We start from the raw sequence: 16705 nt of genomic DNA, 5'->3' as shown, positions 1-16705 counted from the left end.
AAGCAATATATAACAGTATTTTAGACGCTTTTCTACATCTATCGAATAGATATATATTGTTACGTGTGGGGTCGCGCCCGCCGAACCATTACCACGCCAGCGTGCGCTCGGTGACGCAAACTACCGGAGCGCACGCGGTGACACAGACTACCGGGGGCAGAAAGGGACCGTCCGCTCGCGTGCTATGTAGCCGCCTGAGCGACCTCTATCCGCGCCGGTGCCGTGAGGTGTGGTAAAGCGCGAAGGTGTCGCCCTCCAGCTACGTATAAGCGGGGCTTTCTACACAGTTTTCGTCGTGATTGCTGTGACTCGACTCCGAAAACCGTTAGCGGGCGGGACTCTCGGGATGCCCAACGCGAGGTGCGAATCGAAAGCGTCGGAAGCCACAGTAGCTACCGGTTTCCAGTTTACGTCGTCGGTGTCCTACGTACTGTTCCGTACGACTCACGCGCTGTATCGTTCGCTGTCGAATCGACAGCCGAGAACGGTGGAGAGCGAACAACCGAACCCGACGAGCGCTAGTGAATCGTCACTTCGTAATCCTCGACCGAGATGTCCACCAAACTCGTCGCCTCGTACTCCGTGTCGTCCAGCGCCGTCTCGCCGACCTTCCGGATGACGACCACGATGTCGGCTATCTCCGCGCCGATTTCGCCCATCGCGTCGCAGATGGAGGCCAGCGTCCCGCCGGTCGAGAGAAGGTCGTCCACGATGAGGACGCGGTCGCCCTCCTCGACGTCGTTGATGTACATCTCCGACTCGGAGTAGCCGGTAGTCTGGTGGAGCGCCACCTCGCCGTCGAGTCCGTACTCGCGCTTGCGGATGACCACCAGCGGAACGTCGGTCTGGAGCGAGAGCGCGGTGGCGATGTGGATGCCCATCGCCTCGGGCGCGACGATTTTGTCAACGTCGAGGTCCGCGGCCTGGGTGACGCCGACGACGACTTCGCGGAGGAGTTCGGGTTCGAGCATCGGAACCCCGTTGCTGATGGGGTGTACGAGGTACTGATAGCCGTCCTTGTCGATAATCGGCGCGTCGTGCAGGGACTCTCGCAGTCGGTCCATGGAGTGTGTTGGGCGCAATGGTGGGAAAAGCGGTTCGTTCTTCGGGCGACGGCCGCGACGCGGTCCGGCGCTCGGGGTATCAGGCGGTCCGCGAGCGGTTCGGCGACCCGCCGGTACCGGGGGAAGTTCTCGCGGTCGCGCTCGTCCGTCGTCGCCGTGCACACCTCGAATCGATTCCGCTGTACTCGAAGACGACGGGGAAGACAAGAAAATCGCAGTCGGTGGGGGTCTATCTAGCGACCACCGCAACTACCGCGAAAAAACGGGGACGAACGGAGGAATCGACGACGATCAGGACCGACTCGGTCGCCACGACGACGCCTTAGCCTTCGACGGGAGTGGTCTTACCGCGCGTCGTCGCCTCGAGCGCCGGGAGGCGGACTTCGACGACGCCGTTCGTGTACTCGGCGGTGATGGCGGCGTCGTCGATGTCCTTCGGGAAGCGGAACCGACGGTGGTACGTTTGCCGTCGGCCCCGGGTTTCGTCGTCTCTCTCGGCCGCGATGTTCATCACGCCGTCGTCCCACGTGACGCTGATATCTTCGGGGTCGAAACCCGGCATTTCGCCGTTCAGAACGAACTCGCCGTCTTCTTCGTACAGTTCGTAATCGTTGCTTCCGGTCTCGAACAGTCGGCTCGGGAAATCGAGACCTTGGGTCCACGAACTGGCCGGTCGTTGTGGCAAAGGCATGGCTGTTCACCTCGTTCCCACGAAGAAATACGATTGATATTCTATACAAATCCCAACCATCATTTCGACTCTCTGTCTGGGCAGTCAACCGTTCACTACTGGCCTGACGCGCCAACCCGTCGGTTCTCGCCCGCTTTCGGTGTCGCCGTGGTACTCTGCGTGGCGTTCTGAACTGAACTCCCAGAAAATCCGGTCGTGGATTTCCGGCCTCGGCACTCATAGATAAAATATAAGTAATAAGAATATATATTTACAATTCTAATCATAATATTCTGATATCATCAATAGGAGAGTAAGACAATCGCTACTGTGGCAAATCCCACGCCAAGGAGGTTGTACCACTCGAGCGATTCATTCAGGAAGATGACGGCGAGCACTGTTGTTAGGACTATGTAGAGGCCGCTAATAGCCGTCACTACGCTGACTGTTCCAACGCGGAGCGCCATGTAGTAACCGATCGTTCCAGCTCCAAGGAAAAGTCCAGCCAGAAGAGCGGCCCCGAACCCTCTTTCCGGCGGCATCAACGTTCTACCGTTGGCCATAGCATATCCTAGCGCGAGAACGCCAGCAGAGAAGTACGTAGTCGTTGCGGCTATCTCTGCTGAGAGTGTCCGCGTAGCGATTTTGGCGGAGAGTGCCCAGACAGCATAGCACGTCATCGCGACTGTCGCGAAGAGGATCGGCGTGTACGTAGACGTCATTTACTGGTCCTGAATACGTTGGCGAATGTTTGTCGATACGTCGGCTCTCACTTCGGTCGAAAGGATGGTCCAACCCCGTCTTATTTTGTCCAAGACTCCTCGTACACCGTTTCACCATCCAGTTTGACAGTCGTGTTCAGCCGACATAGCGAATGAGAGATGTAATTACTGGCGACCACCTCGAAGTCGCCCAGGTCATTGGTGAACTCAATCCGCATCTCGTTACGTGCCGACGCACTGGCGGGGTCGTCCACCTTGACCGAGGCCTCGTGTGTTGACTCCCTAGAGAGTGCTCCGTGGGGAAGGGAGACCTGAATATCGTGGGCTTTCGTCGCGCGAGCCTCTCCCTCAACGCGCTCTCTACTGGTCTCCCATGACGACTCTCCAGCGGCTCGCGTCGGACTTGTCGGAAGGACATCGTCAGGTTGGTCCATCTCGATCGGATCATCAAAGGTAACATCTTTTCGGGCCCTTCCAGGGAACCGAACGACGGTCGGGTTTTCAGGATCTGACCGGAGAGTGAATGACCCCCGTTCAGGCGTCGGAAGCCATACCGGGAAGAATGACGACCCAATAGCCACACGTATCTGATGTCCCTCCTCGAAGATGTGAGATTTCGGCTCGAGTGGGATCGTCAACTCGTGCTCCTTCCCCGGTTCCATGTCCGCGGGTGAATCAAGCCCATCACGATACCGCCCTCTGACAGCGCCGGTTGTGACGAGCGTTCCCTGTCCGTCTGGATCAACATCGACGACGCGGACCACTACAGTCGGGTCAGCGACGGTGGACTGGACGCGAACCGTGACCTCACCTGTTCCGGTAAGTTCGACTGGGTTGTCAAGCCGGTCGGTTTCGAAGGTTAACGTGCGAGCATCGTCGTCGTTCGTAGCGGGTGGCTCGAACGTGACACCGTACGGGTCTGCTGAGGAAATACCGACCGTCGGGTCGAATTCGTAGGTGGTGTTCACTTCGTCCCCATGATAAGTATCTGGGGATTCTAGACCATCTGGCGTGACAGCAAATGCAACGGTCTCGGACAACGAATCATCGACGGTCGGCCACTGAGAGAAACCACGCCACTGACCTGCGTTCGTGCCGCCACCGTCGAGTTCGGTCCACACTTGAATTTCCGGGCTGGCAAGGACGCCGTTGTCTTTGTCCTTTAAGAAGTGGTCGAACCACTCAACGACTTGTTTTCGGAAGTCGATAGCGCTCTCACGTCCGCGGTGTGGCATCTGGTGTCGCCACGGGCCGAGAAGGAGGCGTTTAGGTGCATCTATCGCCTCAAAATATTGGAGCGTATCTTCCGTATATGGATCGCGCCATCCACCGACTGCAAGTGTTGGCGTCTCGATGTTATCCACGGGGATATTCTTGTCTTCCCAGTAGGACTCCTCCGGATTGTTCTCCATAAATTGGAACAACCAGGGTTCCCGGTCGGACATCCGTTCGAGGCGCCCCAGCCAAGAGTCTTTCCACTGCCCTTCGTCGTCTAGCCGACTCGACGGTTTAGCATCAAGCGCCTGCATCAAGGTCAACCAATCCATCCCGATGGTCAAGAACTCGAAGAGCCCACCGTAGGTGTAGGCGTTCCGGAACCCCTGATACGGGGTATGAATGGGAACAATCGCTTCAAGAGCATCGGGTTGTTGGCCAGCGGCATCGAGTGCAGTGATGCCGCCGTAGGATTTTCCGAACATACCGATACGACCTGTCGTCCATGGCTGGTCGGCAAGCCATTGGACGATTTCAGCGGGTTCCGTGCCTTCACGACGGGTAAACGGTTCGCCGATGAATCCCGTGGAGGCTCCAGTCCCCGCCATATCCGCGACGACGACCTCGTACCCGTGTTTAGCAAGATACCGATTCAAGGGGTCGTACGCGCCGTATGTGATTCCGTCGTCCTGATGGTACGGGACGTACATCAGGAGTGCAGGAGATGGCTCTGTCTCCTCGACTGGTTGGTACCGTGTGGCTGCTACAGTATCGCCATGGACTGGGATACGGAGATTCGTATGCCGACGCACGTCACTCAGGTTCGTAGTATCACTCATTGTCTGGACTATAGGAGGGTAGTTGACAAGCGATCAGCTGTCGGTGCGAACTCGATTATCATTCGGGATCCACCCAAACGTCCTCGAAGAGCATGTAGGCAGTCGGGTAGACGTCGAAGTTGTGAACTCGGTCGCGGAAGCCGTGACTCACATTGTTCCAGACTTGAAACAGTTTTGGCATATCGTCTGTGATGAGTTCCTGAACCTTCGCGTAGTGTTCCTTACGCTCCTTGCGGTCGCGTGTCTTTCGCGCCTTCTCCATGTACTTGTCCGCCTCGTCGTTCGAGTAGTAGGTGTAGTTGAACGGCTGGTTGGAGTGGAACGTCGCGTAAGTGAAGTCGTCGGCCGAGAACCCCCACGTGTAGTTCTCGATCATTGAGTGCCAACTCTCGGGTGGAACCGATTCGTCTTCCCAGCCGCCAACGAGAGGAGACCACGTCGTCCCTTTCGAAGCGGGCTTGATGCTCATGTCGACACCAACCTGTTTATAATTCTGCTGAAGAATCTTCGCGACGTCTACGAATTTCGGCTGATTTGTAGGTTCACACTTGAACGAGAAGGTACCTTCACCAGCGTCTTCGAGGAGTTGTTTGGCGTTTTCAACATCATGGTCGTACGTAACACAGGCGTCCTTGTCGTAGGCCCAGTGCCACGGTGGGAGTGGACTGTGCGCCTTTGTGGCGTAGCCACGGAACTTAGTCTCCACGATTGCTCTCCGGTTAGCAGCATACATGAGCGCCTTCCGGACCTTCGTCTTCGTTAAGGGTTCGTAGTTCCGACGGTTCACCCACTGACTTGTCTTCGCCGAACTCGGCATTGAGACGACGTTGACACCGTCCGCTTTCTTAAGGTCCTGAATGTCTGTCGCGGCGGTGGACTCGTCAATTTCTATTTCACCGGCCTTCAGTGACGACGTCCGCGTTGTACTCTCCGGGGAGATCTGGAAAGTAAGAGTATCGAGATACGGGAGTTGTCCACCTTCGCCTTCCTTGAAGTAGTTCGGGTTTTTCTTCAAGACGTACTTTGACCCCGCAGTCGACTCCTCAGGCTGGTACATGAACGGTCCAGTCGACCAGACGCCAGTGTCGGGAGTTCCGAAATTGTCGCCGTGTTCCTCGACTGCCTCCATCGGCACAATGTTGAACCAACCGAATGCCGACATCTTCGCTTGTTTGATGAGAAACGGTGCGAAGGGTTCCGTCAAATTGAACGTAATCTCGTGTTTTCCGGTCTGTTTGATAGCTTCTTGGGGAGAGGTGTTCTCTCCAGTCAGGATCCCCTTATAGGTACTCCGGCCGTACGCTCCGTATTCAGGGTCGAGGATGGCACGCCAATTCTCTACGACGTCTTTTGCGGTGACTTCTCGGTCGTAGGGCGGGTGGAATTTGACCCCTTCATGGATTTTGAAGGTGTAGGTCAGTCCGTCGTCCGAAATTTCCGGCATTTCACGGGCGAGATCAGGCACGACTTCACCCTCGGGGGTTGCTTTGACAAGTGCATTTCCGAGGTTTTCGACTATTGTTGTGCCAGTTGTCCCGGGAATCTTGTGAGGATGGATCGTCTCGAAATCGGACTGCATCGCGACGACAAGATCACCACCAGTTTGAATTTCGGCGTCTGCTGTTGTGGTTTCAACGTTGTTCGCGGTCTTCGGTCCCTCGTCAGTAGTTGTTGTTTGATTCGTATTTCCGCCGCTACTGGAGCAACCAGCTAGCATTGATCCTGCACCGGCCACCGCAGTGCCACCAGCCATGCGCAAGAAGCGCCGGCGATTGTTGCGATTGCTTGCCATACACACTCGCCAACGGACACAACACACTTAACACTTCCTATGATTTTCACGTAATTTCAATTGAAATTATTAGGGGAAAAAGATATACTGGACAAAAACCGAATCCTTAGCTGTCGGGTAAGTCAAGCTCCAACAATTCGCTCGCATCCGCAGTCACTGGCCCGTCAAAGAGTATCGTATCCGTCGTCCGAGGAACTGCACTCCTCGGCTCTATAGTCCCCAACGCGCAGTAATATGTGTGGAGAACTGGGAGAAACTGCACTGGCCCGGTAAGCTCGAACTGGACACGTACGTGGGAATCGAGAGGTTTCACCGGAAGACATTCGAATTCCCTCGACCAGGTGCCCCACTCTGTAGAATTGATTTCCCCACGGCCCACACGGACCCTGAGATTTGCATTCTCTGGAATCGAGACACGAGCCCGGAGGTACGCAGCGATCTCGAGGCTACCACGGCGGAATGCATCACTCGACGCATCGCTGGCAGCAGATCGAACCATCTCTATCGACCAGGAGGACATCTTGAAGTGCTTCGCCTCTTCGGCATAATCGAGAGCCCGTTCGTCGTCCCCTGACCAATGCGCTGCCCACGCAGCAAGTACTCGAGTCGCAACCACCTCTTCAGTGGTTTCGCTCATATCCACCGCACGCTCAAACGCGTCCGTTGCACGCTCAAACGCATTGTTAGTTGCGTGCTCAGCACCGTGATGAACCTCGTCCGCAACCGAATCGGAGAATGCAAGGGAGGCCACCGACTCGTAGTCCCGTGAGTGTGCAAAGTTGTAAAGAGCTACGTCCTGTTCTGGGAGCTCAACCCCGGTTTCGTGTGTAACTGATAGGTGGGTGTTAGAATCCTGAAGTTGGGCAAGTACGTCGTCGACCACCTCTTGAAGTGTCCGATGGGTGTCCTGGTCGAGTGTATCCTCAGGAGCAGCCTCTTCGAGCTCAGACAGGGCAGTCACGAAATTGCCCCGGTCGACAGATTCCGTCCCCTCATAGAACGCCGACTCAAGCTCACGACGTGAATCACTCTCCACCGTTAAATCTGTATCATATACCACATCTCGCAATCCGTTAAGTATGAGCGAACGGGCGACTTCTGGTGAGGCTGTACTCATGAATCACGCCCCCTCATTGCAGTTTCCGAACTGGCCAACCCATGACACGACTGGCCTGACTCGTTGAGATGGCAAACTGCGTGGTGGTCTGCAGCGACTCCGACTCGCTCGGGAGATTCACGCTCACAGACCGTCGGGAACCGCTCATCGAGGAATTCGATAGCTTCGGACCGGTTCCCGTTCACAACACGTTCGAGCGCGGTGCGAACCTCCTCGTCGTGTTCCGGGGGGAGGCTGACATCCTCGGCTTGAGCCACCTCAGGCGCGAGAATGTGCTCTTTGTAGAGTTCCTCAACGACATCGTCGTCGGACACGGAACCGTCGGTCTCCTCCTGAAGTTGCTCGCGCATCGCGTCCGGAGCGACTTCACCGTTCGAAACCCGATGTTTCAATTGCAGGACTCGCCGCCAAGCGGATTGTCCTCCGGACCACCGATCTGGAGGAATCACTTTCGGACACCGAGGGTGAAACCGACATCCACTCGGTGGGTCGATGGGCGTCGGAACACTCCCTTCGAGGCGCATCCGGTTACGCTCAACTGTCGGGTCCGGTGTCGGGATGCTAGAAACAAGCACCTCCGTGTAGGGATGCTGTGGGTTCTCGTACAGTCGATCGGTTGGCGCTTCCTCGACAATCTTCCCCAAGTACATGACAGCGACCCGATCGCATATTTGACGGACAACGGAGAGGTCGTGAGAGATGAACAGCATCGTTAGGTCCATCTCCTCTTTGAGTTCTTTGAGGAGGTTGAGGATTTGAGCCTGCACGCTGACGTCAAGTGCCGATACCGGTTCATCCGCCACAATGACATCCGGTTCCACGGAGAGCGCACGCGCAATCGCCACTCGCTGACGCTGCCCGCCCGAGAATTCGTGCGGGTACCGCTCTAGGTGTTCGTCTCCTAGACCAACGCGATCAAGGAGTTGCCGGGCGCGTTTGTCACGGTCTGCGGCAGATTCGCCGATACCATGGACTTTCATGGGTTCGACAAGTGTCTCTTTCACCGTGTACCGGGGATTGAGCGAGGAGAATGGATCCTGAAATATCATCTGGGCCGTGCCGCGAAGTTCCTTGAGCTCTTGGGTGGAGAGGTCGGTCACCTCCTCGTCCTCAATGTGAACAGACCCGCCAGTCGGTTCGAGGAGTCGGAGCAACGTCCGAGCGAGCGTGCTCTTGCCACAGCCACTTTCACCGACGAGTCCGACTGTTTCCCCTTCCGGTACCGTCAAATCGACTCCATCGACAGCCCTCACTTGCTTCACTTTACGGGTTGGGAGCAATCGGTTCAGGGCCGTGTCGTTCTCCGTGAAATACTTCTCCAATCCGGTGAGTTCTATAGCCGGTTGTTCGACGTCCGTAGATGTGTCGCTACTCATTGTGGATCCTCCCAGAGACAGGCGCTGAAATGGTCATCTGCGACATCGCGAAGCCGTGGATCATCGACCGTACACTCCTTGGTGGCATACGGACACCGTGGCGCGAAATTACAGCCATCCGGTGTGTTCGCAAGGTCTGGAACCTGTCCCTCGATTGGCTTGAGGTCCTTCTCACTCGTCGTCGGGTCAGGGACACAGCTTACGAGTCCCTTCGTGTACGGATGGCGGGGATCCAGGAAGATATCCTCAACGTCGCCATACTCGACGATCCGACCTGCGTACATCACCGCGACGCGGTCACAAATCTCCGCGACGACGCCAAGATCGTGCGTGATGAGAAGCACCGCCATTCCGATCTCCTCGTTGAGTTCCTCGATCAGATCGAGGATTTGCGCCTCAATGGTCACGTCCAGCGCTGTCGTCGGCTCGTCCGCAATGAGGAGATCGGGTTCGTTCGCGAGCGCCATCGAAATCATCGCGCGCTGTTTCATCCCACCGGAGAACTGGTGGGGATAATCGTCGACCCGCTCTTCGGGACTCGGTATCCCAACACGGGTCATTAGTTCGACTGCCCGTTGCCGGGAGGCACTCTCGCTGAGCCCTCGATGGACGCGGAGCGGTTCACCGACTTGCCACCCGACATCGAACACGGGATTAAGCGCGGAGGACGGCTCCTGGAAGACCATCGATATCTCGTCACCTCTGACGGACCGAATCTCCTCGTCAGACATCTCCAAGAGTTCGTCACCCTTGAACTGGATCGACCCTTCTTGGATGGTTCCGGGTGACTCAACGAGATCCATGAGTGAGAGGCTGGTTACGCTTTTACCACATCCACTTTCGCCAACGAGGCCGACTATTTCGCCCGCCTGAATCTCAAGTGACACGCCGTCAACTGCCTGCACAGCCCCTTCCTCGGTGTCAAATCTGACGTGGAGATTCTCCACCGAAAGCAGTGGTTCTTCGTGTTGGCGAATCAACTCCCATTCCGTTTCATCAGTGGGTTCGTTCGATGCGTCGTTACTGACTGACGTGGCGTCTGCGTGTTCGTTCATGCGTTACCCTCCTCCGTGACAGACCGCGGATCGAACTCATCGCGGAGGCCGTCTCCCAGTAGGTTGAATGCGAGGACGGTGATCATAATGGCGAGACCAGGGAAGGTTGAAATCCACCAAGCGTCCGGGAGGTAGCCACGACCGTTCGCGATCATTCGTCCCCATGTTGGAGTCGGTGGCTGAACACCGAGGCCAAGGAACGACAGTGATGCCTCGATAATGATCGCGGTCGCGATGTGGTACGTGGCCTGTACCAGTACGGGCGCGAATGCGTTCGGCAGGATGTGCTTTCTGAGGATTGTCATATGGCCGAGGCCGGTGTTCTTCGCTGCTTCTACGTACTCCTCTTCTTTCACCTTCAGCACTTGCCCCCGGATTACCCGAGCGTACTGAGGGGCGTAGACAATGCCGATAACGAGGATTACGTTCTCCAGACTCGCCCCGAGTGTTCCGACAAGTGCCAGTCCAAGAACCAATGCCGGTACCGATATAATCATGTCCATCAGCCGCATGATCGACTCGTCAAGCCAAGATCGGTCGGTGTAGCCGGCGATACTTCCAAGCGGCACTCCCGCAGCGATAGCCAACCCGACAGCAACGAGACCGACGAGGAGTGACGCACGTGCACCAAAGACGAGTCGAGTGAAGACGTCACGGCCAGTGAGGTCCGTCCCGAACGGATGGTCGATCGACGGCCCGGCCAGTGAGGCGTCGTAATCTTGTGCCGATGGACTGTACGGCGTGATAATGGGGGCCGCACCGGCGATGAGTATGAGACTGATGATAGCCCAAAGGGAGATCTGTGCGGCTAGGTCTAATCGCCCGTACAGATTCTCCAGCCACGCTAGTCGATCTGCGATGTCGTCACGAGCCAATGTCTGTGATTCAGCTGCCATTGTTATCCCTCGTATTTGATTCGCGGATCCAGATACGCGTAGAGTAAATCCACAAAGAGGTTTGCGAGCACGAACACCATGGCTACGAATAGGATGATTCCTTGGATTAATGGCAAATCACGGTTTAACACAGCGTTATAGAGAAGACGTCCGATACCTGGCCACTTGAAGATCTGTTCAACGACAATAGAGCCATTGAACAGGAACCCGATTTGGAGTCCGAGCACGGTGACGACCGGAATGAGAGCGTTCCGAAAGGTGTGCACAAGCATTACCACGCTTTCTTTCACGCCCTTCGACCGAGCGGTCTGCACGTAGTCCTCGTTCATCACTTCGACCATGGCAGAACGGGTCATCCGCGCAGTGAGCGCAGCGTACCCTACGCCGAGCGTGATCCCGGGAGCGATAATGCTCTTCGCCCATTGCACCGGCTGCTCGGTTGGCGCTACGTAGCCACTGATTGGGAGTAATGGTGCGCCAAACCATCCCTTCCAGAAGAGAACGAACACCATGATGAGCATGATTCCCAGCCAGAACGGGGGGATACTGATACCAAGAAATGCGAAGATCCGGCTCCCGTGATCAATCCACGTATCCTTGTAGACGGCGCTAAGAAGGCCAGCAGGAACGGCGATCAGCATAGCGATGAGCAGAGAGACGATGGCCAGTTGCGCTGTGGGCCAGACGCGATCAAGGATCAGTTCCGTCACCTGATTGTTAAGCGCATACGACTGTCCGAGGTCGCCTTGGAGTGCATGTTTCAGCCACTCGAAGTACTGGATGTACAACGGCTGTCCTAATCCAAGTCGATCCTGGAGTCGCTGGATGTTCTCGGGGGTGCGTTGTTGTGGCGGCAGTATTGCGGATACGACATCCCCCGGCGAGAGCTTGATAAGGAGGAATACGCCTACTGAAACTCCCAGTAACACGGGGATTGCTAACAGTAGCCGTTTTGCAGCATAGTCACCGAATCCCATGCTAACACATGTCCAGCTATTTCATTAATAAAGCTGGCGGTATAACAACCCGCTTAAACGCCGAAAACAGAGGGTAGAAGTGCTGAAACAGCTTTTCGCATATCTGGATGCGGATTCAGATTAGCTCATTATGTCAACCTCGACAGACTTGGACGTATTCCGGACGAGACCCGGCAATTCCTCGTAGAACATTTCGTCCGTGAACCGGTTGAGGGGACCAGCGACACTCACCGCTGCACACGTCTCTTCGCCGGTCCTAATAGGTGCGCCGACAGCCCGGATACCCGGCGTATTCTCCTCATCATTGAGCGCGTATCCGCGTTCTTCGATCCTCGCTAGTTCCTCATAGAGTTCCTCCTCGTCCACGATTGTGCTCGACGTCTTCTGAGGGACGCCTCTCGTCTCAAGGATCTCCGTGACGCGCCCGTCGGGCAGATTTGCAAGTATCGACTTACCAGCAGCGGTGCTGTGCAAATGCTCTCGCTTTCGGACGTGTGCAAAGTTTTGGAGACCGGTAGCCGCCGTACGACTATAGGCGTAGATACCAAGGCCGAACTCCTCAACAACGACGTTCACAGTCCCACCGGTCTCCTCAAGGAGGGGTTCGATTTCCCGTTTGACGACGTTGACGAGCTGCAAACGGTTCTTTGCGAAATCTCCCAAATGAATAAAACGGTTCGCGAGATGGTATTCCGAACCCTCTTTCACGACGTACTCCCGGGCTTGAAGCGTATTTAAATAGTTGTAGGCGGTGCTCGTCGGAATCCCCGCATGTTCAGCGACTTGGGAAACGCCAGCACCGTTCAACTTCTTCAGTGCCTCGATAATATCAAACGTACGGCTGACCGAGTTCACTTGGTCTCCAGATTCATCCTCCATGTCGGACTCTACTAGCCACATCACCCACTTATATTTTTACTATACTGAATCTAGATTCAGTATTGAAGGAAACGAGGATTGGCGTGCGTCAGGGGAGGGTCGCGGGGGTATCAAGGACGTGGTCGGTGAACTGACTCACATCAGTTTGACCGTCCGTGACGGCGACCACGGGCGCGCCCCGGGAAACCCGCGACGTCATAGTATTGTTGCGGCGGTTCAGCTCCTGTTCTCGAGTCATCCATTATCGACGAGTGAATCGGGATTTGAGTAGAGCCAGTCGTGGAGGAATTCCAGAGCGTAGTCTTCGAATTCCCGGGATGGCTTGTTGCTGCGGCGGACACGCTTCGAGAGCCAGACTGCATTGGGCTTGTACTCTGTCCACGTAATCCCGTGTAATTGCTAGGCGTCCAGCGACGAGCACCCACGCGAGCAGGAGTTCGATGGAAGTCACGAGATCGCACTGTTCCAGAACAGTTAGTTTTACTAGATACGAGGTCGGGGGCGCACCCGATGGTCTTTGGTACCAAAGATGGGGCCTCGGCACTCATAGGGCTCGTCACGACTGGTTGCCGAGACCAGTTCGGAGCGCGTGCCTCGTCATCGGCCACCTCGACCTATCGGCTCCGGTGAAAAGACCCTTACTCCTTCCCGGCGAACACCACGACTCGGTAAAACGTCTGCCTCTCGACAATCATGCCAGACCCTGCGGTCAGTTTCGTCGTGCCCGCGAAAGACGAGCAGGCCTCGCTCCCCGCGACGTTGGAGAGCATCCGCGACCAGCGCACCGCCCGCGACTACGAGGTAGTGGTCGTGGACGGCGACAGCGACGACGCCACTCCCGCAGTCGCCCGGCGCTACGACGCCGCAGTGGTCCACCAACCCCGGCCCGCCGCCGACGGCGGCGACGACTTCGTGCCGAACATCGGCGATGCACGCCATCGCGGCGCGGAGCGGACCGACGGCGACTGGCTGGCGTTCGTGGACGCCGACACCGTACTCCGGCCGGAGTACCTCGATTCGATGCTGGAGTTCGCGCGCCGAGAGGACCTCGCCGCGGCGTCCTCGCGGTGTCGGATGGTCGGCCCGATTCGGGCCAAACTGGTAGAAGCGACCATCAACCACGCGTTCCCGCGACTCGACCGGCCGGTCCTGCCGGGGTTCAACTGCTTCGTCCGCCGGGACGCCTACTTCGCGGCGGGCGGCTTTCCGAACGTCCCGAACGAGGACACCGCGTTCAGTCGGGAGTTGGGCCGGGAGTGGGCGACGGACTACCATCCGGACGTGCTGGCGAAGACCTCCGGACGGCGAGTCGCGCAGTCGGGACTGACGGGGACGCTGTATCACTACCTGCGACTGGACTGGCGGCGGCTCAGGGCGGACTACTGACGGGGAGTCGTGACGGAGAGGGAGAAGCTACTTCTGTAGCTATTGGCTTGTGACACTGGTTCGAAGGTAGCGAGAAGCTAGCTACTTCTTGAACCGAGGAGTCTCCCGCACGGCCCCGCACTGCACAGCACCGCAACCGCGACCGCGGACCTCACGCCTCCCCAACCGCCTGCGGTCCTCGCTACGCTGCGGTCCTCGGCCCTCGCGCGCCTTGGCGCGGCGCTCGTGAGCGCCGCGACAGCACGCGCCGGAGTAGTTAGAACAATCTTCGAGATACCTAAAGAAATAAGAATACGTCTTTAAGACATAAATACATTTGTCACTCGCCGTCCGGTCCCGAACACGCCACCGACGCGCCACAGCACGACGACCGATACTGGTCGTGCTTCCGGACCAGTTTACAGTCGCGGTAGCGCCGTCCGACCACCGCACCGCAGTCGGCACAGGTCAGGACGTACTTCGGGTCGGCGAACGGCGGACATCGAACCGTCGCGTCCACCGTCTCGGCGCGCTCTCGGAACGCCGGGCCGTGGTCTGTCGTGCCGTAGCGCTGGAACTGCTCGACGTGAATCAGTTCGTGACGGAGCGTCGTCGTCCACTCGCCCACGTCGAACGAGTCGAAGGCGGCCCACGTCAGCGAGAGCGTGCAGGTCCGGAGGTCCGACGGCGTGGTCCCCACGCGCTCGGCCGCGGCCCGCCAGTCCACCGGGTCGCCGACCTCGGCGTCAGGAATCTTCGGGCGCTTGACCGCGGCGGCCCGGCGCTTCGCGCGAGTCGAGACGTCCCACTCGACCAGCGTGAACTCCACGTCGAAGTCGTACCTGCGGGCCGCCTCCCGACAGTACGCCCGCGACCCCAGAATCAACTCCTCGTGGGTCTCGGCGTGGGCCAGCGCCCGGACCGTCGGCGATTTCTCGGGGCCGTCGTCGGGCGAGAGACGGTGGGAGTCGGACACGCTGGAGTCTCCTTGGCGGCCCCGACGAACGCCTCCCTCATGAGGGTTTCCCGAACGACTAAGCACGCGTCGGTCGTCCGGTCAGTCATGGCGACAGACGTCGACGCGGACGACGACGCCGACGAGGAGGTCCGAGTCTGGTTGGTCGAGCGCACCTACTCCGACGACGAGCAGAACCTCGTCATCCTCGTGTACGCCACGACCGACGGGAAACGCTACTTCCGCAAGGAGCGCGCGCTCACCAGTTTCTCGGACGAGCGCGACACTACCGCCGCGCTCGACGTGTCGGAGGACAACCTCGGGAGCGTAGACGACCCCGACGAGCGCGAGCAGTACGCGGCCGAGGCCTCGCGGATAGCCGACGAACACGACCCAGACGACCCGATCTAGCCCCTTCAGTCCCCGGACGGTGCTTCGTGTCCCCGGGCGGTCGTCGGTGTTCGTGTTACCGAGCGCAAACTCGGAGTTCGTCGCCCCGAGCGAACGAGCGACGAAAACCGCTCACTCCTCGGTCTCGATTCGCTCGCGGGCCGCCGCGACCACGAGAGGGAGCGTAATCGTCGCGTCGGCGTAGACCGACGCGTTCCGTGCGGCCTTCTCCAGTTTGCCCCACGACCGGGCCTCGTCCAGCGTCGCGCCCGAGAGACCGCCGGTCTGTGGCGGGTCCATCGTCAACTGGACCGCGTAGTCGTAGGCCTCCGGCGAGACCAGCATGGTCTGGAGGACGTAGTTCTTCGGCACGCCGCCGCCGACCACCATCGCGCCCGACTTCTCGGCCTCGAACGCCTGGTCGGTAATCGTCGTCATGTCGGCCAGCGCGTCGAGCGTGAAGTCGGCGGTCTGGGAGTACATCCACGCCTGCAACCCGAGGACGGAGTCCTGAATCGCCGGACAGTAGATGGGCACGTCGTTCTCGTAGGCCGCGGCCGCGACGCCCGCGCCCTCTTCGACGCCCTCGCGCTCGTTGACCTCGCTGTTCGCTCGGCCCAACGCTTCCGTCAGGCGCTGGATGCTGACCGCGCCGTCGCCCTCGACTGCGGGGAAGACCTCCGAGCGCAGGTGGTTCTCGAACAGCGCGAAGTGTTCCTGGGGGAGGTAGACGTTGTAGATGCGGTCCACCTGCTCGTCGCGCAACTGCTCGTCGTGGTCCCGGAGACTCCGGTCCTCGCCCGGGTCTTCGGTGCCGTGGTGGTGCTTGCCGCCGATAGCCTCGATGGCGTCGTGGGTCAGGTTCGCGCCGGTCGTCACCAGCGCGTCGACGTGACCGTCCCGGATGAGGTCGGCCACGATTTTCCGCATTCCGGTCGGTACCATCGCGCCAGCGAGTCCGAAGAAGTTGGTCACGTCGTCGTCGCCGAGCATCTCGGCGTAGATGTCCACCGCCCGGTGAACGTCGGCCGCGCCGATGCCCGCGTCGCCGTAGGAGTCGGCCAACTCGCCGACGGTCATCCCGGACCCGACCTCGGCGTGGGCGATGGGGTCGTGGTGGAACTCCTCGCGGTGCGGTTTGTGGTGTTCCTCGTCGTGATGGTCGTGAGACTCGTCGGAGGAGTCGTCGCTCATACCGTACCCTACTCGGGGAGGACATTCAACGCCGCGGTTTCCCTCGGAAAACTGTAGTGCCAACTGCCACGGGGGCCCGCGTAGCGGTGGTCGGACGCCAGCGGCGGTTCAATTAGCCGCACCCGGAGGGTCGGCTGTCGGGGCCGGTTGGCCGCGGCCCGTCTCCGCCGAGAACCGTCGCGTGACCGTAGCTCCGGCA

General features: G+C 58.4%; 16 protein-coding genes. 3 read left to right on the top strand and 13 right to left on the bottom strand.

What is annotated here, in order from left to right; genetic code table 11:
• Positions 1–518 precede the first annotated feature (518 nt).
• On the bottom strand, positions 519–1064 hold the full coding sequence (hpt, locus tag E2484_RS10030) for a hypoxanthine/guanine phosphoribosyltransferase (protein ID WP_137285053.1): 546 nt from the start codon (positions 1062–1064) through the stop codon (positions 519–521).
• Between the two features lie 17 nt (positions 1065–1081).
• On the opposite strand from hpt, the gene E2484_RS10025 reads away from it, so the two are divergent.
• Entirely contained in the window at positions 1082–1390 is a 309-nt protein-coding gene (locus E2484_RS10025; protein ID WP_137285052.1) for a hypothetical protein, read from the top strand.
• Here E2484_RS10025 and E2484_RS10020 read toward each other — a convergent pair.
• The 10 genes from E2484_RS10020 to E2484_RS09975 all read right to left on the bottom strand — a co-directional run bounded on the left by E2484_RS10020 (position 1387) and on the right by E2484_RS09975 (position 12602).
• Positions 1387–1755 (bottom strand): Hsp20/alpha crystallin family protein, encoded by a 369-nt coding sequence (locus E2484_RS10020; protein WP_137285051.1) that lies wholly within the window; start codon positions 1753–1755, stop codon positions 1387–1389. The genes E2484_RS10025 and E2484_RS10020 overlap by 4 nt on opposite strands.
• A 281-nt stretch (positions 1756–2036) precedes the next feature.
• Positions 2037–2456, bottom strand: a complete 420-nt coding sequence (locus E2484_RS10015) for an EamA family transporter (RefSeq protein WP_137285050.1) — start codon at positions 2454–2456, stop codon at positions 2037–2039.
• An 80-nt stretch (positions 2457–2536) separates the two neighbouring features.
• On the bottom strand, positions 2537–4510 hold the full coding sequence (locus E2484_RS10010) for a CocE/NonD family hydrolase (protein ID WP_137285049.1): 1974 nt from the start codon (positions 4508–4510) through the stop codon (positions 2537–2539).
• Positions 4511–4568: 58 nt separating this feature from the next.
• Entirely contained in the window at positions 4569–6302 is a 1734-nt protein-coding gene (locus E2484_RS10005) for an ABC transporter substrate-binding protein (RefSeq protein ID WP_137285048.1), read from the bottom strand.
• Between the two features lie 106 nt (positions 6303–6408).
• Positions 6409–7419, bottom strand: coding sequence for a hypothetical protein (locus E2484_RS10000; RefSeq protein WP_137285047.1), 1011 nt, complete (start codon positions 7417–7419; stop codon positions 6409–6411).
• Positions 7416–8795, bottom strand: coding sequence for an ABC transporter ATP-binding protein (locus E2484_RS09995; RefSeq protein WP_137285046.1), 1380 nt, complete (start codon positions 8793–8795; stop codon positions 7416–7418). Before E2484_RS09995 ends, E2484_RS10000 begins: the two co-directional genes overlap by 4 nt.
• A complete protein-coding gene (locus E2484_RS09990) occupies positions 8792–9850 on the bottom strand; it encodes an ABC transporter ATP-binding protein (protein ID WP_137285045.1) in 1059 nt (352 codons plus the stop codon). Before E2484_RS09990 ends, E2484_RS09995 begins: the two co-directional genes overlap by 4 nt.
• Positions 9847–10746, bottom strand: a complete 900-nt coding sequence (locus E2484_RS09985) for an ABC transporter permease (protein WP_137285044.1) — start codon at positions 10744–10746, stop codon at positions 9847–9849. Before E2484_RS09985 ends, E2484_RS09990 begins: the two co-directional genes overlap by 4 nt.
• 2 nt (positions 10747–10748) lie before the next feature.
• Positions 10749–11723: an ABC transporter permease gene (locus tag E2484_RS09980; protein WP_137285043.1), complete on the bottom strand. Its 975-nt coding sequence runs from the start codon at positions 11721–11723 to the stop codon at positions 10749–10751.
• A 120-nt stretch (positions 11724–11843) separates the two neighbouring features.
• Complete coding sequence (locus E2484_RS09975) at positions 11844–12602, bottom strand: IclR family transcriptional regulator (RefSeq protein ID WP_170977283.1); 759 nt, start codon at positions 12600–12602, stop codon at positions 11844–11846.
• A gap of 693 nt (positions 12603–13295) precedes the next feature.
• Between E2484_RS09975 and E2484_RS09970 the strand changes: the two genes are divergently transcribed.
• Positions 13296–13988, top strand: coding sequence for a glycosyltransferase family 2 protein (locus tag E2484_RS09970; RefSeq protein ID WP_137285041.1), 693 nt, complete (start codon positions 13296–13298; stop codon positions 13986–13988).
• A gap of 319 nt (positions 13989–14307) precedes the next feature.
• Here E2484_RS09970 and E2484_RS09965 read toward each other — a convergent pair whose 3' ends face one another.
• Positions 14308–14880 carry a SprT-like domain-containing protein gene (locus tag E2484_RS09965; RefSeq protein WP_170977309.1) on the bottom strand — a complete coding sequence of 191 codons (573 nt, stop codon included), beginning with the start codon at positions 14878–14880 and terminating at the stop codon, positions 14308–14310.
• A 150-nt stretch (positions 14881–15030) separates the two neighbouring features.
• Between E2484_RS09965 and E2484_RS09960 the strand changes: the two genes are divergently transcribed.
• Positions 15031–15333 (top strand): hypothetical protein, encoded by a 303-nt coding sequence (locus E2484_RS09960; RefSeq protein WP_137285039.1) that lies wholly within the window; start codon positions 15031–15033, stop codon positions 15331–15333.
• Between the two features lie 111 nt (positions 15334–15444).
• Here E2484_RS09960 and E2484_RS09955 read toward each other — a convergent pair whose 3' ends face one another.
• Positions 15445–16506, bottom strand: a complete 1062-nt coding sequence (locus E2484_RS09955) for a deoxyhypusine synthase (protein ID WP_137285038.1) — start codon at positions 16504–16506, stop codon at positions 15445–15447.
• Positions 16507–16705: the final 199 nt, after the last annotated feature.

The sequence above is a fragment of the Halorussus salinisoli genome (genome assembly GCA_005239435.1).
In the GTDB taxonomy this organism is placed as follows: domain Archaea; phylum Halobacteriota; class Halobacteria; order Halobacteriales; family Haladaptataceae; genus Halorussus; species Halorussus salinisoli.
Note: the sequence above shows the minus strand (reverse complement) of the source record. Positions and strands in the feature narration are given on the sequence as shown.